At 44.9% G+C, this 18,912-nt stretch carries 16 protein-coding genes; 10 read left to right on the top strand and 6 right to left on the bottom strand.

The features are described from left to right. Nucleotides 1–250: 250 nt before the first annotated feature. From A142_RS04280 to A142_RS04260, 5 genes are all read left to right on the top strand, one after another. Nucleotides 251–1,222 carry a tripartite tricarboxylate transporter substrate binding protein gene (locus A142_RS04280; RefSeq protein ID WP_017055247.1) on the top strand — a complete coding sequence of 324 codons (972 nt, stop codon included), beginning with the start codon at nt 251–253 and terminating at the stop codon, nt 1,220–1,222. Nucleotides 1,223–1,469: 247 nt separating this feature from the next. Then, the gene (locus A142_RS04275; RefSeq protein ID WP_029405318.1) at nt 1,470–1,970 is read left to right on the top strand and encodes a tripartite tricarboxylate transporter TctB family protein; all 501 of its coding nucleotides are present in this window, start codon (nt 1,470–1,472) and stop codon (nt 1,968–1,970) included. Between the two features lie 10 nt (nt 1,971–1,980). After that, on the top strand, nt 1,981–3,501 hold the full coding sequence (locus A142_RS04270) for a tripartite tricarboxylate transporter permease (protein WP_019820711.1): 1,521 nt from the start codon (nt 1,981–1,983) through the stop codon (nt 3,499–3,501). Between the two features lie 192 nt (nt 3,502–3,693). Beyond that, nucleotides 3,694–4,452: a sulfite exporter TauE/SafE family protein gene (locus tag A142_RS04265; protein ID WP_029405317.1), complete on the top strand. Its 759-nt coding sequence runs from the start codon at nt 3,694–3,696 to the stop codon at nt 4,450–4,452. Nucleotides 4,453–4,741: 289 nt separating this feature from the next. Beyond that, nucleotides 4,742–4,933 carry a hypothetical protein gene (locus A142_RS04260; RefSeq protein ID WP_017059711.1) on the top strand — a complete coding sequence of 64 codons (192 nt, stop codon included), beginning with the start codon at nt 4,742–4,744 and terminating at the stop codon, nt 4,931–4,933. A gap of 117 nt (nt 4,934–5,050) precedes the next feature. Here the strand turns inward: A142_RS04260 and A142_RS04255 are convergent, their stop codons facing one another. The 6 genes from A142_RS04255 to A142_RS04230 form a co-directional block, all read right to left on the bottom strand. Next, nucleotides 5,051–5,464, bottom strand: coding sequence for a VF530 family DNA-binding protein (locus A142_RS04255; protein ID WP_010438513.1), 414 nt, complete (start codon nt 5,462–5,464; stop codon nt 5,051–5,053). Between the two features lie 416 nt (nt 5,465–5,880). Further along, nucleotides 5,881–7,329 carry a decarboxylating NADP(+)-dependent phosphogluconate dehydrogenase gene (gnd, locus tag A142_RS04250; RefSeq protein WP_017059712.1) on the bottom strand — a complete coding sequence of 483 codons (1,449 nt, stop codon included), beginning with the start codon at nt 7,327–7,329 and terminating at the stop codon, nt 5,881–5,883. Nucleotides 7,330–7,358: 29 nt separating this feature from the next. Next, nucleotides 7,359–8,075 carry a 6-phosphogluconolactonase gene (gene pgl, locus A142_RS04245; protein WP_019820709.1) on the bottom strand — a complete coding sequence of 239 codons (717 nt, stop codon included), beginning with the start codon at nt 8,073–8,075 and terminating at the stop codon, nt 7,359–7,361. Beyond that, the gene (gene zwf / locus A142_RS04240; protein WP_029405316.1) at nt 8,072–9,574 is read right to left on the bottom strand and encodes a glucose-6-phosphate dehydrogenase; all 1,503 of its coding nucleotides are present in this window, start codon (nt 9,572–9,574) and stop codon (nt 8,072–8,074) included. Before zwf ends, pgl begins: the two co-directional genes overlap by 4 nt. Before the next feature lie 410 nt (nt 9,575–9,984). Further along, on the bottom strand, nt 9,985–10,680 hold the full coding sequence (locus tag A142_RS04235) for a response regulator (RefSeq protein ID WP_019820707.1): 696 nt from the start codon (nt 10,678–10,680) through the stop codon (nt 9,985–9,987). 69 nt (nt 10,681–10,749) lie between these two features. Beyond that, nucleotides 10,750–12,402: a sensor histidine kinase gene (locus tag A142_RS04230; RefSeq protein WP_019820706.1), complete on the bottom strand. Its 1,653-nt coding sequence runs from the start codon at nt 12,400–12,402 to the stop codon at nt 10,750–10,752. A 617-nt stretch (nt 12,403–13,019) separates the two neighbouring features. On the opposite strand from A142_RS04230, the gene A142_RS04225 reads away from it, so the two are divergent. From A142_RS04225 to A142_RS04205, 5 genes are all read left to right on the top strand, one after another. Then, nucleotides 13,020–13,247, top strand: a complete 228-nt coding sequence (locus A142_RS04225; RefSeq protein WP_009846577.1) for a hypothetical protein — start codon at nt 13,020–13,022, stop codon at nt 13,245–13,247. A 216-nt stretch (nt 13,248–13,463) separates the two neighbouring features. Continuing rightward, nucleotides 13,464–14,918 (top strand): TolC family protein, encoded by a 1,455-nt coding sequence (locus tag A142_RS04220; RefSeq protein WP_019820705.1) that lies wholly within the window; start codon nt 13,464–13,466, stop codon nt 14,916–14,918. Nucleotides 14,919–14,921: 3 nt separating this feature from the next. Then, nucleotides 14,922–15,896: an HlyD family secretion protein gene (locus tag A142_RS04215; protein ID WP_019820704.1), complete on the top strand. Its 975-nt coding sequence runs from the start codon at nt 14,922–14,924 to the stop codon at nt 15,894–15,896. A gap of 7 nt (nt 15,897–15,903) precedes the next feature. Continuing rightward, nucleotides 15,904–17,205: an ABC transporter permease gene (locus A142_RS04210; RefSeq protein WP_019820703.1), complete on the top strand. Its 1,302-nt coding sequence runs from the start codon at nt 15,904–15,906 to the stop codon at nt 17,203–17,205. Then, the gene (locus A142_RS04205) at nt 17,202–18,374 is read left to right on the top strand and encodes an ABC transporter permease (RefSeq protein WP_019820702.1); all 1,173 of its coding nucleotides are present in this window, start codon (nt 17,202–17,204) and stop codon (nt 18,372–18,374) included. The genes A142_RS04210 and A142_RS04205 overlap by 4 nt, the downstream gene beginning before the upstream one ends. Nucleotides 18,375–18,912 lie beyond the last annotated feature (538 nt).

Below are 18,912 nucleotides of genomic sequence, written 5' to 3'. Positions count from 1 at the left end.
CACATAAACTCAAGAAAAACCTAGTTATTATTGCTGGAAGAGTCCTATAGCCACGTCACCGTGAACTTTATGAACAATATTAATCCAATGTTCTTTATTCTCAATATCGCCGCATTACAGACATTTCATTAACACACCGTTAACTTTAACTTCATCTGCTAAGCAATATCCTACTCATCTGTTTAGTAGCTGGAAATAAAACATAAGTTTCTCTCGATTGAAGAGATCCCCTACATAAGGAACGTGAACCATGTTCAAGGCACTGAAACCTACTCTTGCGGCTTCTATTATCGCAGCTACCTTTTCTTTCAACACTTTTGCTGCTGACGTAGAAAAAATCCACTTCCTAATCCCTGGCGGCGCTGGTGGCGGTTGGGATATGACAGCTCGTGGTACGGGTGATGTATTGGTGAAATCAGACATCGTAGAAAATGTCTCTTTCCAAAACCTCTCTGGTGGCGGTGGTGGTAAAGCGATTGCTCACCTAATCGAAACGGCTCAACGCCAAGAAGACACGCTAATGGTGAACTCAACGCCTATCGTTGTTCGCTCACTAACGGGTATCTTCCCACAATCTTTCCGTGACCTAACTCCGGTAGCAGCAACCATTGCCGATTACGGTGCAATCGTCGCGTCTGCGGATTCTAAGTACAACACTTGGGAAGATGTAGTTAAAGAATTCGAAACCAACCCACGTAAAGTGAAAATTGCTGGCGGTTCAGCTCGTGGCAGCATGGACCACCTTGTGGTTGCTGCAGCATTCAAAGGCGAAGGTTTTGATGCGAAGAAAGTTCGTTACATTGCCTACGATGCTGGTGGTAAAGCGATGGCGGCATTGCTTTCTGGCGAAACACAGCTGCTTTCAACGGGCCTTGGTGAAGTACTAGAGATGTCTAAATCTGGTCAAGTAAAAGTGCTTGCTGTGACGGCTCCAAAGCGTCTTGACGCTGCGCCTAACATCCCAACACTGACTGAATACGGCAACGAGACAGTATTTGCTAACTGGCGTGGTTTCTTCGCGGCACCGGGTACAAGTCAAGCGAAAATCGACGAGTGGAACGAAGCTCTTGGCAAAATGTACAAAACCGATGAGTGGCAAGTGGTTCGTGACCGTAACGGTTGGATCGACAACTACAAAGCTGACAAAGATTTTTACGCCTTCCTAGAAGACCAAGAAAAACAGATGGGCGACCTAATGCGTGAGCTTGGTTTCTTGAAATAACCAACAATCATAGAGGGTCTTTGTGCCCTCTTACTCTTTCCTGTTTCGCCGTACATGAGTTAACTAAAACTCCTTTGTTTATTCGTAGCGTATTGCTAAAGCTTGCTGATTCGTTGTAGATGCAAGTGGCTTACTTTATCCAAGCCATGTCATTCGCTCACCTTTAGTTAGTGATCCCAGACATTCTTCATTAACTCGCTCATGTACGGCTTTTTTACTTTTTACACCACCCCAAATGGAGTTGGACATGTCGGACTTACCAACCAAATTTCTGAGTAAGGAATCTTTGCTTTCGAAGGATCGCATCGGAGCCATGATCTTTATGCTGGCGTGCTTGTGCTATGGCTACCAAACCACGCTGATCCCTTTGTTTCCCGGCGACGAGTACGAACCCTTCACAGCAAGAACCTTACCTACCCTGTTGACGTTTATCGGCATTGGCCTTTCGTTGATCCTGCTGATAACAGGACAACCGGATAAGAAAGTCATATGCGACACAACGCCGCTGAACTGGAAACTGCTGATTGGCTTCTTGGTGTTAATGGCGCTGTACGGTATTGGGCTGACTTATCTTGGCTTTGTTCTAGCAACCAGCTTCTTCTTACTTGCAGGCTTTTACCTACTGGGTGAGCGTCGTAAAGCTGTTTTATTTGGCGCGTCGTTTCCTTTCGTTATCGCGTTCTTTCTTCTTTTAACTCAAGGCTTAGATATCTACCTAGAGCCTGGTTTAATCTTCACTCTTTGGTAGGGACAACATTATGTTAGACGGAATTTTACAAGGACTTTCGACCGCCGTGATGCCAATGAACATCATGATGGTCATCGTGGGCTGTTTCGTTGGTACCTTCATCGGTATGCTTCCAGGATTAGGTCCAATTTCAGCCATTGCTCTGATGATCCCTATCACTTATGGCCTAGACCCTTCTTCAGGCTTAATCTTGATGGCTGGTGTGTACTACGGCGCTGTATTTGGTGGCTCAACGTCATCAATCTTAATCAATGCTCCGGGTTGTTCTTCAACGGTAGTAACCGCGTTTGACGGCTACCCGATGGCTCAAAAAGGTCAAGCAGGTAAAGCACTTGCACTCGCGGCTTACTCTTCTTTTACTGGCGGCACACTTTCAGCAATTATGCTTTTGATTGCAGCGCCGGCTCTAGCGAGCGTATCACTGAGCTTCCAGTCTTCTGACTACTTTGCACTGATGCTACTAGGTTTATCCGCTGTAGCGGCGTTTGCAGGCCCAGGACAGGTTATCAAGGCGTGGATGATGACTATCTTAGGCTTAATGCTTTCAACCGTCGGTATCGACAAAGGCGTTGGTGTTGAACGTTTCACATTCGGCCTAACAGATCTAATGGATGGCTTCAGCTTCCTATTGCTGGCTATGGCGACGTTCGCACTGGGTGAAACCTTAATGGGTATTCTTAAGCCTGAGCAAGACAACAGCGCTGAAGAAAGCCAAAAGATGTCTGATATCGGCAGCATGAAGGTCACCAAAGAAGAGTTCAAAGAAGTCGCGCCGGTGTCGATTCGCTCCTCTATTCTCGGTTTTTTTACTGGTGTTCTACCGGGCGCAGGTGCCACTATTGCGGCATTCCTAAGTTACGGTATGGAGCGTAGCCTAGCGCCAAAAGACAAACAGAAAGAGTTCGGCAAAGGCAGCATTCGTGGTCTTGTTGCTCCAGAATCGGCAAACAACGCAGCATCAAGTGGTTCATTCGTTCCGTTACTAACGCTGGGTATTCCGGGCTCTGGTACAACGGCTATCATGCTGGGTGCATTAATCGCTTACGGTATTCAACCGGGCCCGCGCCTGTTCGTTGAACACCCAGATGTATTCTGGTCGGTGATTATCTCTATGTACTTTGGCAACATCGTACTGGTTATCTTGAACCTGCCTTTGATCCCATACATTTCTAAGCTGTTAGCGGTACCAAGAACGGTTCTACTGCCAATGATCATCTTCTTCTCAATCACAGGTGTGTACTTGGTGTCTTTCAACACGATGGACATATTTGTGATGCTGCTGGTTGCGATGGCAGCAATAGCACTAAGGCTAGCCAGCTTCCCATTGGCACCACTGCTGTTAGGCTTCATCTTGGGCGGTTTGATGGAAGAGAACTTGAGACGCGCATTAATGATCAGCGATGGTGAACTCAGCTTCCTATGGGAACGCCCAATTACCATGACCTTCACAATTCTGGCGGTATTAGTTCTGTCTAGCCCGATTCTAGTTAAGCTATTCAAGAGCTTTAGAGCAAAGCCAATAGAAGTGTAATACTCTGCTAAATCAACTAAACCTCAACAAAAGGAGCTATTGGCTCCTTTTTTCATTTAGAGCCTCTATTCGAACCAACGATTAAAGATGGTAGCAAACTCACAAACCTATCTTTACAACACACATGGCGCTGATATTCATAACAAATTCAAGTAAGGTAACCAATTAGTTAACGTATTGGATTCTAAAACTATGGATTGGTTGATTCTATTCTTATCAGGCGTGATTGGCGGTGTGCTTAACTCCATTGCGGGTGGCGGCAGCTTTATCACCTTCCCTGCTCTATTGTTTGCTGGCGTTCCACCAATAGCAGCCAACGCGACTAATACCTTTGCTTCGTGTGCTGGATACATTAGCGGAGCCTACGCTCTGCGCCACGAAATTCAATCTGGTACTAAGCAACTAAAGTTGACCATTGCTCTATGTGTAATTGGCGGTGGTATCGGGGCCGTCTTGCTACTTCACACACCAGAAGCTCTGTTCACTCAATCCGTTCCTTGGCTACTGCTGTTTGCGGCTCTGCTATTCACGTTTGGCGGCACGCTTAATAAATGGCTTAAGCAAGCTACAGCCAAGCATAAGCACGCCACCAGCGCAGGCGCATTCTTTTCCGCTTTATTGCTTTTGATTGTCTGTATCTACGGTGGGTATTTTAATGCAGGTTTGGGCATTGTGACATTGAGCTATTTGGCGCTTGCTGGTTACACCAACATCAACGTGATGAATGGCATCAAACTGCTCGTGTCCGCATGTGCTTCCCTCGCTGCGATCGTGTTTTTTATCGTCAATGGTTCGATTGATTGGCCGTCTGGCATGGCTGTATTATTGGGTACATTGGTTGGTGGTTATTATTCAGCAAAAATCTCTCGCCGCATCCCTCAACAGTATGTTCGTAACACAGTGATCATCGCGAGCTTTTTGATCACCGCTTACTTTTTCTATACCAACTAGGTTTCATGCTGAGTAGGTTCTATACCAGCTAGGTTTATGCTAACTCGGTTTTAAGCTAACTAGACGTTCGGTTCAATAAGGCTTGCAACTGGAAAGATAAAGCAAAGAGACTACACCCTTCTCATACCTATTTCGCTATTTTATTACTTGTAAAATAGCCAGGCCAAAATGTGTGAGGCGAGTCCTTCAATTAGCAAATTTGATAACAATTTAGACGGTTTTTTAGCCTTTATTTTGCCTAAGGTGGGATAATTCTCCTGTCGAAAGTGAGACTTCATTAGGAGGCGTTATGAACACTAAACTCGGTCATGTCATGTCATCAAGTCGACTCATTTGCTTTGTCGCTTTTCTTGCTGCCACATTCGCGTGGATCCTAAAAATGCCCGCTCTGTTTTCTGTGTCAGCGCTATTCTTACTGGTCAGTGCGATCGTTTATGTCACCGATCTTTGGAAGAATCAAAGAAAGAACCGCGAAGCTTAGTCATTTACGGTTTAAATCGAACGAATTAAAAAAGGAGCTCATAGGCTCCTTTTGTGTTTTTCGCTTATCTAATTAGGTGTACTAATCGCCGACGCCTTATTTAACGACGCCTTCTTATTAACGACGGAAGTTACGACCATTACCGCCACGGCGCTCTTTAAATGCAGACGCAGCTTTAGCTTGAGAAGCGTGGATAGACTCAACCGTAAGTTCCATTGGCTCACGAGGTTCTAAACCGTGACGGAATGTACGTGAACGCGGCGGCATCTGGTATTCGATGTCAGATGCTTTAGGCATGCGCTTGAAACGGTAAAGGTAGAAGTTTTCAACCTTTTCACGAGCCCATTCGGTTTTCTTCAGGTATTTAACTGCGCTTGCCACTGTAGGCTTAGTGTTAAAGCAGTTCATACGCATTGCCGCATCTAAAATTTCCCAACCATAGTGATCCACTAATTCAGTAATCATGGTTTCAAGCTTTAAGCCGTGTAGCGGGTTATTTTGTTGCAGTTCGATTCTTTCTTCTTCAGTCATAACATTACCTTTTTCAAGGCAACTAAAGGCCTTGAATTTACTCTAGAACACAGTCATCACTGACCACTTCTAGCTCAATCACTTGGGCATTACATCCATTGCCCTTATTTATGCCTTTATGATGGCATAAAGCATGCTTGTGATCCTATTTATCTTTGAATTTAATTTCGAATTGGTCACTTAACGTCCGGAATATCATTACCAACACCCTGCCAGTTCAACTACGCATACGCTATCAAGTTCAATCTGAGTATAAGCAAATAGCCGGAGTTCGAGTTAACAAAAATGATAGTAATACTTCGAAGTAACTGATTAAAACAGTGAACCAACAAAAAAGGATGCCACTGAGGCATCCTTTTGTTTCCTAGTTTATAGCTGAAAGAACGAACGTGTTCTTAACTGATTCTAACTAACGATTATACGTCGTAAGTTGTAGAAGCAGTGTCGCCGCCTGTACCAGTCCAGTTTGTGTGGAAGAATTCACCACGTGGACGGTCAGTACGCTCGTAAGTGTGAGCTCCGAAGTAGTCACGTTGAGCTTGAAGCAGGTTAGCTGGTAGACGTGCTGTTGTGTAACCGTCTAGGAAAGATAACGCAGAAATCGTACATGGCATTGGGATACCAGACTCTAGAGATTTCGCTGCTACTTTACGCCATGCTACTAGGCTACCTTGTAGGATGTTTTTGAAGTACTCGTCAGAACCTAGGAACGCGATGTCTGGGTTTGCTTCGTACGCATCACGGATGTTGCCTAAGAATGCAGAACGGATGATACAACCACCACGCCACATTAGTGCTACGTTACCGTAGTTTAGGTCCCAGCCGTTTTCGTTCGACGCTTCACGCATTAGCATGAAACCTTGAGCGTAAGAGATGATCTTAGAAGCCAGTAGAGCTTGACGTAGTGCATCAACCCACTCTTGCTTGTCGCCTTCAACTGGAGTGATTGTTTTCTCAAACAAAGCTTCAGCTTCAACACGTTGGTCTTTAAGAGCAGACAGGCAACGAGAGAATACAGACTCAGAGATTAGAGTTAGCGGGATACCTAGGTCTAGCGCGTTGATACCAGTCCACTTACCCGTACCTTTTTGGCCTGCAGTGTCTAGGATCTTCTCAACTAGCGCTTCACCGTCTTCATCTTTGTAGCCAAGGATGTCAGCAGTGATTTCAACTAGGTAGCTGTCTAGCTCAGTCTTGTTCCAGTCAGCGAATACTGCTTGCATCTCGTCAGCAGACATACCTAGGCCATCTTTCATGAACTGGTATGCTTCAGTGATAAGCTGCATGTCACCGTATTCGATGCCGTTGTGTACCATCTTAACGAAGTGACCAGCACCGTCGTTACCAACCCAGTCACAACAAGGCTCACCAGCGTCAGTTTTTGCAGAGATACCTTGGAAGATTGGCTTAACCGCTTCCCAAGCTTCAGCTGCGCCGCCTGGCATGATTGAAGGACCGAAACGAGCACCTTCTTCACCACCAGATACACCAGTACCGATGAAGTGGATGCCTTTCTCACGACAATGCGCTACACGACGGTTAGTGTCTGGGTAGTTAGTGTTACCACCATCAATGATGATGTCGCCTTCGTCTAGAAGTGGGATTAGGTTTTCGATGAACGTGTCTACAACGTCACCAGCACGAACCATAAGCATCACTTTACGTGGCGCTTCTAGCTTCTCAACTAGCTCTTCTAGAGAGTAAGCACCAACAATGTTAGTACCTTTAGCTGGGCCTTCTAGGAACTCGTCTACTTTAGCAGCAGTACGGTTATGAGCCACAACTTTGAAGCCGTGGTCGTTCATGTTTAGGATAAGGTTCTGACCCATTACTGCTAGGCCAATTACACCGATATCACCTTTCATTATTTATATCTCCTTGCGGCTAGTCGCACTTATGCGATAGCACTTGCTGCATTTGAATCTAGGAACCACTCTGTTTCGCCAGTTGTAGACTGGATTTTCGCTGCCGGGTAAGGCAGCTCTGAAGCAGGAGTTGTATGAATTTCTTTAACGATCTCAACTTTACCTGCACCTAGTACTAGGTAGCTGATTCGTTTTGCTGCTTCTAAAACTTTCGCTGTTTTAGAAACACGGATTTGACCAGACTCAGGATGAGAAGCCAGTACCGACAGGTTCTCATCTTGGTAATTGGTTGCACCCGGGAATAGTGAAGCTGTGTGGCCGTCTGCGCCAACACCTAGCAGAATCCAATCGAAAACTGGCGTGCCGTTTTCTGTTGGGATTACGTCTGCCATCTCTTTTGCAAAACGCTCTGATTCTGCTTTAGGCTCATCTTCACCACGGATGCGGTGGATGTTCTCAGCTGGAAGGTTCACGTTTGAGAAAAGTAACGTATTCGCTTCACCGAAGTTGCTTTCAGCGTCGTCTGGTGCAACGCAACGTTCGTCGCCCCACCAAAAGTGAAGGTTATTCCATTGAATACCTTCTGAGTATGGTGCTTGAGCTAAAAGCTTGAAAAGCATTTTTGGCGTGCTGCCACCAGACAATGAAATGTGAACAGGTTTACCCTGCTCGCTGTACGCTTTCATTTCGTTTGCTAGGTTTTCAACGACCAATTCTGGCGTTGCAAAGATCTTGTGATTGATCATAGTTCGCAGTAATCCGTGTCTGTTAAGTTTTTGCATGGGAAACGCCATGCGCGGCCATCACGTTGCAGAAGTTCATCCGCTTCCTGTGGGCCCCAAGTACCACAAGCATAGCCAAACAGCGCTTGAGGATCTTGCTTGAAGTCTAAGATTGGTTGAACGTACTTCCAACAAGCTTCTACTGCATCGGTACGAGCAAACAGAGTTGCATCGCCGTTTAGTGCATCAAGAAGAAGACGCTCGTAAGCCGTTAGCATTTGAGTTTCAGGCAAGTCAGAGTAAGAGAAGTTCATTTTCACTTCTTTTGCTTTGAAGCCTGCGCCCGGCTCTTTCAAACCAAAGCTCATCTGAATTCCTTCATCCGGTTGGATACGGATAATCAGTTTGTTCTCTGGTGCATCTTGACCAAATACTGGGTGTGGCGTGTTCTTAAAGTGAATCACGATTTCAGTCACACGTGTTGGTAAGCGTTTACCTGTACGTACGTAGAAAGGAACACCATTCCAACGCCAGTTATTGATGTGAGCTTTCAAGCCGATGTAAGTCTCGGTGCGAGAATCATCCGCTACACCGTGCTCTTCACGGTAACCAAGCAAATGCTGGCCGCGAACATCAGACGCTGTGTATTGACCTAAGACTAGATCTTTACGCAGGTCTTCTTCCTCAAGAGGCTTAAGACACTGAAGCACTTTAACCACTTCATCACGAATAGAATCAGCGTTAATTTGTGCAGGCGGCTCCATGCCCACCATTGCTAGCACTTGTAGCAGGTGGTTTTGGAACATGTCACGAACAGCGCCAGAACCGTCGTAGTATCCGCCACGCTCTTCAACGCCAAGGAACTCAGCACCTGTGATTTCAACGTATTCAATAAAGTTACGGTTCCACAGTGGTTCAAACATCGCGTTTGAGAAACGAAGTACTAGAAGGTTTTGTACCGTTTCTTTACCAAGGTAGTGGTCAATACGGTAGATCTGGTGTTCTTGGAAGTGATGATGGATCTCTTCATCTAACGCTTGAGCAGAAGCTAAGTCGTAACCAAATGGCTTCTCGATGATCAGACGACGCCAGCCGTTCGTTTCATCGTTCAGGCCATGCGCAGCTAGGTTTGCTGGAATAACACCGTATAGGCTTGGCGGGGTTGCCAAGTAGAACAGTGTGTTATGGTTTTCAAATTGGTAGTCTTGCTCAAGCTTATCTAGACGTTGTGCTAAACGAGCGTAGTCGTCTACATCTGAAGTGTTGATCGCTTGGTAATGCAGATGTTCAATAAATGCATTCAGCGTCTCTGGCTCAGTTTTTTCCATTTCCTGAAGAGACTTCTTCAGCTTCTCACGGTAAGACTCATCGCTGTACTCAGTACGGCTCACTCCAAGAATCGCAAAGGATTCTGGTAGTTGATTGCTAGCATACAGGTGGTACAAAGCAGGAATTAACTTACGGTAAGTTAGATCTCCCGACGCACCAAAAATAACGATGCTGCTGTTTTCAGGTATTACCATCATCTTTCCTATAAAAACAAGGTTTTTAGTATTCGCCAAAGGTATCAGCGACATACGAAAATAGATAATAGGTCTTAACTATTACATCAATAGTAAGCGCCTATTAAATTTGAGAATGCGTTTGGTAAACGAGGGTGAAAGCTATCACCTCTATTCGGGACAGTATTGTCTATGACTATTTGATTTACATCAACCACTGTGAAAGCAATCGATTAAATATTGACTCATTTCGAACAAATTCTAATCGATAGCTCAGTTCATTAGGACCGAGGGAGAAGCAAATCGGCATTCTCAAACATTGTAATCAAGAAAGAACGGTATCTGGTCGGCGGAGTGGGCAATGGGAAAGGGAGAGAAAGGAAAAACCAGCTTATTCAACTGGCTTTATATTTATTTTGATGGTGTCGTGTTTATCTTTGCGCTTTGTTGTAGCAGCGTTCCGGGCGACCTACAGTACCGTAATTCAAGTCCGCGACTAACTCACCCGTCGTGATCAAGAATTCTAGGTAACGTCTGGCTGTGGTTCGGCTTGCACCAATGCGCTCACCCGCTTCATCAGCCGTAATATTCGTCGCGTCAGCTTGTTGAAATATCGCACGAATCTTATCGAGCGTTACACCATCGATTCCTTTAGGTAACGTCGATACTTTAGCCGAGTCTGCTTTCGCATTGGCTTGCAGCATTTTATCAACCAAACCTTGGTTCAAATCCGACACACTTTCAAATTCTTGCTGCTGTGATTGGTACTTTTTCAGCGCCGCTTCCAAGCGAGGAAACATTACAGGTTTTAGTAGATAGTCGACCACTCCGCCACGCATTGCTTGCTGCAAAGTGTCGACGTCGCGTGCCGCGGTAATCAAGATAACATCACAGCCTTGATTGCTGCCGCGAACGTGATTGAGAATATCGAGCCCGCACCCGTCCGGCAGATATACATCCAACAAAACCAAATCAGGCTTTAAGATGTCTAATTGCATAAGCGCTTCAGACTGTGTGGTGGCAATGCCGACCACGTCAAAGCCACCCATCTGTTCTAAATAACGATGGTGCAGCTCTGCAATCGCAATATCATCTTCAATGACCATGACTCTCGTGATTGCGTTCATTTATGTTCTTCCTTTAACCATGCTTTTTCCGTCACGATGATCTTCGCAAGATCACTTCGTGCTTAATTATTATTGTTCTTCTTTTGGTAAATAAACCGTCATTCGTGTACCAAAATCGTGGTTGTCGACCATTTCCAGCTGCCCTTGGTATCGGTCTGCCAGTTGCTTTATCAGATACAAACCTACACCGCGATTTTGCTTCGCTTTGCTCGATACGCCTTTTTCGGTGAGTGCTTTGGTGGCCAAGTCTTTCGGTAAACCACACCCTTTATCTTCTACTTCTACGATAATTTCATTACCAAAATCACTGATTGAAACTTCAATCACCCGACGAGCTGGAGCAATTTGCCCTTCTTGCTTAATAGCCGTCATAGTGGCGTCAAAGGCGTTATCGATCAGGTTGCCAAGAATGGTGACAACGTCATCCGCATTCAGCCAGCTAGGCAGCGCTTCAAGTCTTGAACCTTCTTCGACCTTGAGCTCTAAACCAATTTCTCTCGCACGCTCCGTTTTACCAAGGAGCATACCTGCAATGAGCGGGTCTTTAACAGTTTCACGCAAGAACTCGATAAGGCTTTGATAATGTTCTGTTTCTTGGCCAATCAGTTGTTGTACCGAGTCCAACTCGCCCATCTGGATCAAGCCACTGATGGTGTTAAGCTTGTTTTGATGTTCATGGGTTTGTGAACGGAGTAGATCTGCATACTCTTTAGTTTGTGAGAGTTGGTCTGTTAAATCGTTGATTTCATCGCGTAATCGGAAACTCGATACCGCCCCGACCACCTCACCAGCCACTATAATCGGGCTGCGGTTAGCAATAATTCGCTTATTGTTCAAATACAATTCAACATCGTGGTCAGTGTCGCCCGTTGATAACAGTTGTTCTAAATCACTGCCTGGCAATACATCAGAAAGGCGCTGTTGATTAAGTGCTTTATCCCTGTCTATCGATAAAATATCGCAGGCACTCTTATTAATTGAACGCAAAATGCCGTGCTTATCGATACTCAGAATACCTTCTTTCACGGTACTCATAGTCACATCTAACTCGACATACAGTCGGCCGATCTCTTCGGGCTCAAAGCCTAAAATAGCGCGTTGAAAACGGCGAGATACATAACTTGAAATCAAAGCGTTGACCGCAACCACCAGCAACGCCATCACAATCAAAAAGGCTAAATAAGGTTCGATTCGGTCTTGTAACGAGTCCAACAAATAGCCAACCGACACCACGCCAATGACAGTGCCTTGTCGGTCTTTAACCGCGGATTTCCCACGGACAGAGAAGCCAAGTGATCCTTCGGCCGTCGACACATAAGATTCACCCAACACCAATGCTTTTTGGTTATCACCACCGCGCATTGGTTTACCAAGCCGGTCATCATAAGGGTGAATCAGGCGGATACCTTTGTCATCTCCCACAACGATAAACGCCGCGCCAATGAGCTGGGTAAGGTTTCGAAATTTAACTTGAGTTTCTTCAGACAGAACGTAGGGAGCGCCATTAGGGTCCATCGTTTCATTTTCTTGAATAATGCTGGTGACAAGTGGCGATTCAGACAGAAATTCAGCAACACCTAACGCTTTCAAACCCATCTCTTGTTCTTGAGATTGTTTGATATAATAAAACCCAGCCGCTGAAAGTATCAAAAGTTCAACAAGACCAGTGACTGTCATGATAATCAGCAGCCTTTTACGGAAGCTGATACTACTCCATTTCATATTCCACCGTCCCTAGTGTTAGACGAGCAATGTTAACACTAAGTTAATTAGATGACCTTTCTACGTACGCGAATTTGTGACTGTTACTCAACTAAATAATTGAGCAGATTATTAATTGATAATCCTTTACGTTGTTCACCTCGATTAATCGTTCGCTTTTAGAACGGATTAGCTTAAAAATCAAAATAAACGAATAAATATTGAGCTAGATCACTAAGCTTTTAGGTGTTTTTTAGGTTGTTTAAAATAAATACAATTATAATAGTTGCATATGAAGAAGTTTATTGTTGCCAAGCCATCAGTCATGATTTGCAGACTATGCTTTAAATCGAAATTTCGGTTAACAAAAAGACAACAACTCTTCACTCACTGGACGTATCTATAACTAAAAGTTGCACGCTCGCCGCTACGGTTGCTGAACAAACAGGTTATCTATCTAACCTCATTCACACATCCTTATTTACACTATCGGCCAGCATGACAACTCAGAGGTGCCTGATAAATCAGCGCCCAATAATAAAACATTGATGAGCAGGAAGTATCGATCAGTGGCAACGTCCAATAGAAACAGGATTAAAAACATAACGTATAAACATTGTTGAAAAGGAAACCAGGCAATGAAACGCGATAATTTTGGAATTTGTCTTACTAAGACCATGCTGTTCAAACACTTACAATCGACTTTTACTCACGTAAGAGCCTATGAGAAAGATGGCACCTCCCCACTCGATCTCAAGGTATTGTTAGCATTCCCGCAAATGTCAGGTAGAGATTTATTACAAACAATGCAAGGTTCAAGACAATTGGTATGGCGAGCCGATCACCATTGTCCTAGCTTTAAATAAGCCACTTCATTTTGTAAAAACACTTCTATACTGAACTTAAAGAGCACGCTTCTGCGTGCTTTTTAAGTTTCATTTATCTTTGATAATCACGCCACTCAATCTTATTTACACTTGATTAACGAGTTATGAGGATTTCTATTCATATGAGACAATCTATTCAAGACAAATGACTATTGCCCTGTTAACATTAGAGCTAATACTCTAATTTGGTATTTAATGCAGATGACCAAACCAAAATTACGATGCCTTGCGATTGCCAGTATTCTTATCGGTACTATCGGCGCGCCAAGCTATGCAGCCCCGCTCTCTTTCCCAGAAGCGTGGCAAATATTACAAGAGAACAATAACTCTCTTGCCGCTCAACAAGCCAACGTTGAGCGTTATCAACACCTTCAGAACTCAACAAGTAGCCTCAATCTTCCTTCTATTACCTTAGGGGCTAACTACACGCACCTTGATAGTGACGTGACGATTAATGGTGAGCAGTTCACTAACAGCTTAAGTGGCGTGCCAAATTTAGGCGCAGTTGGAGGTATTCTTCAGCCTATATTAAGTGGGCTTGGCGGCGTTACCTCAACCATTACAGAACAAGACATCTTTAGCTCTTCCATTCGCGCGGTGTGGCCTATCTTCACTGGTGGTCGAATAACCGCTGCGCAAAATGCCGCTGAAGGTAAAAGCGAAGAAGCGCAAAGCCAGTTGTTGATGGAAAGACAAGCTCGCTACGAAGACTTAAGTAAGTATTACTTCTCGGTGATCTTAGCGGAAGACGTCGTGAAAACGCGTCAAGCCGTGGAAGCAGGCTTAACTCAGCATCGTGATTTCGCCATTAAGCTTGAACAGCAAGGGCAAATAGCCCGAGTAGAACGCCTGCAAGCCGATGCTTCTTTAGATAAAGCGATTGTAGAGCGCACGAAAGCTCAGAACGATCTTAAAATTGCGCAATTGGCGTTGACCCAGATCCTTGGTCAAAGTGAAAGTGTAGAACCCTCTGAACAACTGTTTATCAATAAGAACCTGCCTCATATGGACGTGTTCATTGACCAGACACTCATGACCTATCCCGGCCTTAAGATTCTTGATGCAAAAGAGAAACAAGCAAGCAGCTTAATTAAAGCCGAGAAAGGTAAATACTACCCAGAGGTGTACCTTTATGGTGATTACAGCCTGTATGAAGATGACTCTTTAGCCAGTGAAATGAAACCTGATTGGTTGGTTGGCATTGGTGTGAATGTACCACTGCTTGACACTTCAGGCCGTTCCGACAAAGTCGCCGCCGCTCACAGTGCCGTATCACAGGTGCAATTCCTTAAGTCACAAGCCAAGCAAGACTTAACCGTATTGGTACAAAAAACTTACCTTGAAGCAAACCAAGCAATTGAAGAGGTTCAAGGCCTAAACTCGAGCTTGTCTTTGGCTCAGGAAAATCTATTGCTTCGTAAAAAAGCCTTCACACAAGGTCTCTCTAATTCATTAGAAGTGGTTGATGCCGAGCTTTATCTTGCGAGCATTAAAACCCAGCAATCGGCTGCGCGATTCAAATACCTAATCTCTCTCAACAAGCTGTTAGCGCTAACCAGCGAAATGAATGCTTACTCAAGTTACTTAACCTCTTCTGTTCCGTCTGATTTCGACTCAAATACAGACACTGATAGCCAGTCAAAAGGATAATTCATGAAACCTATTAAGCCCCTTCTTCTATCTTTAGTTGGTATCGGCGTTATTGGCTGGGTCGGATACAGTTTCTACCAAGCTTATCAACCTCAGCCTGTTAAGCTTCAAGGTCAAATCGACGCGCAGCAATACAGCATTTCATCGAAAGTACCTGGCAGAATTGATGAAATATTCGTGCGTAAAGGTGATTCAGTTGAAAAAGGCGAATTGATCTTCTCTCTTCTTAGCCCTGAGATTGATGCGAAGCTAGAGCAAGCAAAAGCTGGTCAGAAAGCCGCTGGTGCATTAGCACAAGAAGCAGAGAATGGCGCGCGTACTCAACAGATCCAAGCTGCGAAAGACCAATGGTTAAAAGCCAAAGCAGCTGCCGACCTGATGGACAAAACCTACCAACGTGTAAACAACCTTTACAACGATGGTGTGGTTGCCGAACAGAAACGCGATGAAGCCAAAACACAGTGGCAAGCGGCAAAGTACACCGAAAGCGCTGCGTTCCAAATGTATCAATTAGCGCAAGAAGGTGCTCGTGACGAAACCAAAGTAGCCGCTGCTCAAAAAGCGTTAATGGCAGCGGGTGCGGTAGCGGAAGTTGAAGCTTACGCAAAAGACACACAGATCCACAGCTGGTTTAATGGCGAAGTATCTCAGGTTCTATTGAGCAGTGGAGAGCTTGCACCACAAGGCTTCCCTGTTGTAACTGTTATCGACACCAAGGATGCTTGGGCTGTGCTCAATGTTCGTGAAGACATGCTTAAGCATTTCGAGAAAGGCAGCCAGTTTGAGGCGTACCTACCGGCTCTGGATAAATCATTAACTTTCCAAGTGACTCACATCGCCGTAATGGGTGATTTCGCAACTTGGCGCTCAACAGACGCAGCACAAGGCTTCGATTTACGTACTTTTGAAGTAGAAGCACACCCTGTCGATACGAGCGAAACACTGCGTATGGGCATGAGCCTAGTGGTTGAGCTTTAGGTGACTTATGTCTGCTAACTCTCAATATCCTGGATCGCAATCTAGAGGCTCGCAATCAACTGAGCATCATAGAGCGAAGAATACCTTGCTTAGGCAGTGGGCGATTGTCCGCAAAGACAAATGGTTGTTGTCTTGCCTAACTTGGATTCCTTTGTTGCTTGCTGCCAATATCTGGCTGATTTTTTCACAAGGGATCGCTCGTGACTTACCGGTCGCAGTTGTCGACCTTGAGCACAGTCAAATCACGCAACAGTTCACACGTCTTGTTGATGCGTCACCAACGCTGCAAGTCACTCAGAAATACAGCTCTGCAAGTGATGCGGCGAAAGCGATGATCGAACGTGATATCTATGGTTATGTTGTGATACCAAGGCACTTCGACCGAGACCTTCTGCTCGGCTTGAATCCGCAAGTGTCTGTATTCTATAACAGCCAATTTATCTTAATCGGTAAGCTGGTGAACTCTGCGTTGCTGCAGGCTCAAGGGACTTTTAACGCACAACTTGAAGTCGTTAAACAGCTGTCACACGGTGATACCACGGTGCAATCCGCATTAGGCCAAGCAGTAACGGTACAAAGCCAGATCACGCCACTGTTCAACAAGAACACCAGTTATGCTCAGTTCTTGGTGTCTGCGGTTATTCCTGCACTGTGGCAGATCATGATTGTGGTGGGCACGATATTGGTTTTGACGGCGAACGTTAGAGCTCGTGGGCTTCACGCTTGGTTATCCAACGCCCCTATGAAGTCACTCGCATCAACATTAGCGCCCTACCTTGTCTTGTTTTTGATGTTTGGTATCGCGTTTAGCTTTTGGTTCTATGTACTCTTAGACTGGCCATTTAACGGCAGCTTTGTGGCATTGACCATTGCCCAACTGCTTACCTTGATTAGTTGCATCATCATGGGTTGTTTGTTTTTCTTCTTAACACTTGACCCAGCGAGGGCGATGAGTTTCGCTGGCGCGTTTACGGCACCAAGTTTTGCGTTCATGGGTATTACCTTTCCAGTAACAGACATGAACACAGCTGCTCAAATTTGGAGAAGCTTATTGCCTGTGAGTCATTACATCGAAGTACAAACAGGACAGTCTAGTTATGGTGTGAGCGCAGCACAGTCTTTGGTCAGCCTATCTTCTATGTTGTGGTACGCGGTTCCTGCTTTGGTGGTGATGTTGTTAATTAAGAAACACTTAGCGCAATCAGCTCTAACTGCACAAGCAGAACCAGCTACAAAAACAGCTATATCAGCAAAAACAACGCCGTTAACACAGCCAGAAGCATCAGCACAACAAGGAGTAAAACGATGAGCTTTACTCAACTGCTCAAACAAGAACTCTTAGCGGTACTTCGCAACCCTGTCGTGCTTCTTACGGTATTTGGTGGTGTGGTCTTCTATTCATTCTTGTATCCATTGCCTTACGCGAATCAAGTCCCTCAACAACTGAAAGCCTCGGTTGTGAACTTGGATAAGAGTCAAAGCAGCTACCAATTAGAACGAATGGTAGATGCCACCTCTCAAATCGAATTGGTTCGTCGAGATTCCACCATCGCCGATGCAAAACAAGCCGTGCTTAACCAAGAGATTGGCGGCTTCCTCGTCATTCCCGAAGATTTCTATAAAGACTTGCTGCTCGGTAAGAGCCCGACGCTTTCTTACGCTGGTGATGCTTCTTACTTCTTGGTCTACGGAACCATTGTTGAAGGGCTTGCCAAAGCAGGAGGTACGTTAGCTGCGCAAGTTAAGGTCAGTCATTTGCTGGTCGAAGGTGTGCCTTTAGAATCGGCAGCCAAAGGCTACAGTGCATTCAGCTTGAACCTGAAACCAACGTTTAATAGTCGCATGGGATACATCGATTACGTAGTTCCAGCCGTCTTTGTGTTGATCCTGCAACAAACCTTAGCCATGGCTTCAGGTTTAGTGGGTGCAACCCAAAACGCTCAATCGACATTTGGTTACTGGAGCAAAACCTCTCCAGCGAAACTGATGTTTGCCCGCTGTTGTACCTTAGTCGGCATCTATTATTTGTTGTCGATGTACTACTTCGGCGCTAGCTTTTCGATGTATGGGATAAACCAGCTCGCCTCAACAACACAGATCTTAACCTTACTTCTGCCCTTCTTACTGGCCAGCTGTTTGATCGGGATTTTTATTGGTGAGTTAGTGCCGCGAAGAGAGCTGGTCACGGTTGTAGTGTTAATCAGTTCAATGCCACTGATCTTCTCTTCAGGTTTTATCTGGCCAGTTGAAATGATGCCTGAATGGTTAGTTCTATTATCACAGCTATTCCCAAGCACACCGGCTATCCAAGGCTTCTTAGCACTTAATCAGATGGGTGCATCTTGGCAAGAAGTGGCGTCTCAATGGACATTACTCTGGGGACAAGTTTTGCTGTGGGGTTCGTTATTGGCACTTAAGCTCTACCACAAATCCAGCAAAAGCACGGTTGGCAATAGCAATAGTCATCGAGCCGTTTAGTCTTATGTTCTAGCGGAAAGTAGTCATGCTTTCCACTCATCAAAAAAGCTCTGATAAAGGGCTTTTTTAATATCCTCAGAATCGAAGACACCTTCAGCCTTCGAATGTTTAAACATATCGAATACTCGAACTCCCCTACGTCCCCCCTTACAACCCCATTACCCATCACTCTGAATTCTACTTCATTCGCCTCTATAACAGCTACTGCATATGCTTTTCTCAACCTAAAAAGCATCGACTTATTCCCAAATGATGACAAAACCCGAACAATTGTAAATTTATTGTAAAAATTTCTTTGTCGGCATTATTTTTATGTATAGGATTATCAGTAGGGCTTAGTAGCCCGAATACCATAGTCTTATTGGTGCACATACCAAAAGGATATACATATAAAGCAAGATCAGTACTTATATTTATTTCGTTTTTCGACCCAGCTACAACCGTTTATGTTGCCGTCGAATGAAGTGGATAAGTTACTGGAATATACAAAGCAAATAGAAAACAAACACAACAGCAACAGCAACAGCAACAGCAACAG

This window comes from Vibrio splendidus 12E03 (assembly GCF_000272105.2).
GTDB classification, from domain to species: domain Bacteria; phylum Pseudomonadota; class Gammaproteobacteria; order Enterobacterales; family Vibrionaceae; genus Vibrio; species Vibrio splendidus_I.
The sequence above is the reverse complement of the archived record's forward strand: the minus strand, read 5'-3'. Positions and strand labels throughout refer to the sequence as shown.

Excerpts from the sequence above, each read along its gene's own strand:
- gnd (WP_017059712.1), bottom strand. The coding sequence starts at position 7,329 with ATGAAAGGTGATATCGGTGTAATTGGCCTAGCAGTAATGGGTCAGAAC.
- A142_RS04280 (WP_017055247.1), top strand. The coding sequence starts at position 251 with ATGTTCAAGGCACTGAAACCTACTCTTGCGGCTTCTATTATCGCAGCT.
- A142_RS04235 (WP_019820707.1), bottom strand. The coding sequence starts at position 10,680 with ATGAACGCAATCACGAGAGTCATGGTCATTGAAGATGATATTGCGATT.
- pgl (WP_019820709.1), bottom strand. The coding sequence starts at position 8,075 with ATGATCAATCACAAGATCTTTGCAACGCCAGAATTGGTCGTTGAAAAC.
- A142_RS04265 (WP_029405317.1), top strand. The coding sequence starts at position 3,694 with ATGGATTGGTTGATTCTATTCTTATCAGGCGTGATTGGCGGTGTGCTT.
- A142_RS04255 (WP_010438513.1), bottom strand. The coding sequence starts at position 5,464 with ATGACTGAAGAAGAAAGAATCGAACTGCAACAAAATAACCCGCTACAC.
- A142_RS04230 (WP_019820706.1), bottom strand. The coding sequence starts at position 12,402 with ATGAAATGGAGTAGTATCAGCTTCCGTAAAAGGCTGCTGATTATCATG.
- A142_RS04275 (WP_029405318.1), top strand. The coding sequence starts at position 1,470 with ATGTCGGACTTACCAACCAAATTTCTGAGTAAGGAATCTTTGCTTTCG.
- A142_RS04210 (WP_019820703.1), top strand. The coding sequence starts at position 15,904 with ATGTCTGCTAACTCTCAATATCCTGGATCGCAATCTAGAGGCTCGCAA.
- A142_RS04260 (WP_017059711.1), top strand. The coding sequence starts at position 4,742 with ATGAACACTAAACTCGGTCATGTCATGTCATCAAGTCGACTCATTTGC.
- A142_RS04225 (WP_009846577.1), top strand. The coding sequence starts at position 13,020 with ATGAAACGCGATAATTTTGGAATTTGTCTTACTAAGACCATGCTGTTC.
- A142_RS04220 (WP_019820705.1), top strand. The coding sequence starts at position 13,464 with ATGCAGATGACCAAACCAAAATTACGATGCCTTGCGATTGCCAGTATT.
- zwf (WP_029405316.1), bottom strand. The coding sequence starts at position 9,574 with ATGGTAATACCTGAAAACAGCAGCATCGTTATTTTTGGTGCGTCGGGA.
- A142_RS04270 (WP_019820711.1), top strand. The coding sequence starts at position 1,981 with ATGTTAGACGGAATTTTACAAGGACTTTCGACCGCCGTGATGCCAATG.
- A142_RS04205 (WP_019820702.1), top strand. The coding sequence starts at position 17,202 with ATGAGCTTTACTCAACTGCTCAAACAAGAACTCTTAGCGGTACTTCGC.
- A142_RS04215 (WP_019820704.1), top strand. The coding sequence starts at position 14,922 with ATGAAACCTATTAAGCCCCTTCTTCTATCTTTAGTTGGTATCGGCGTT.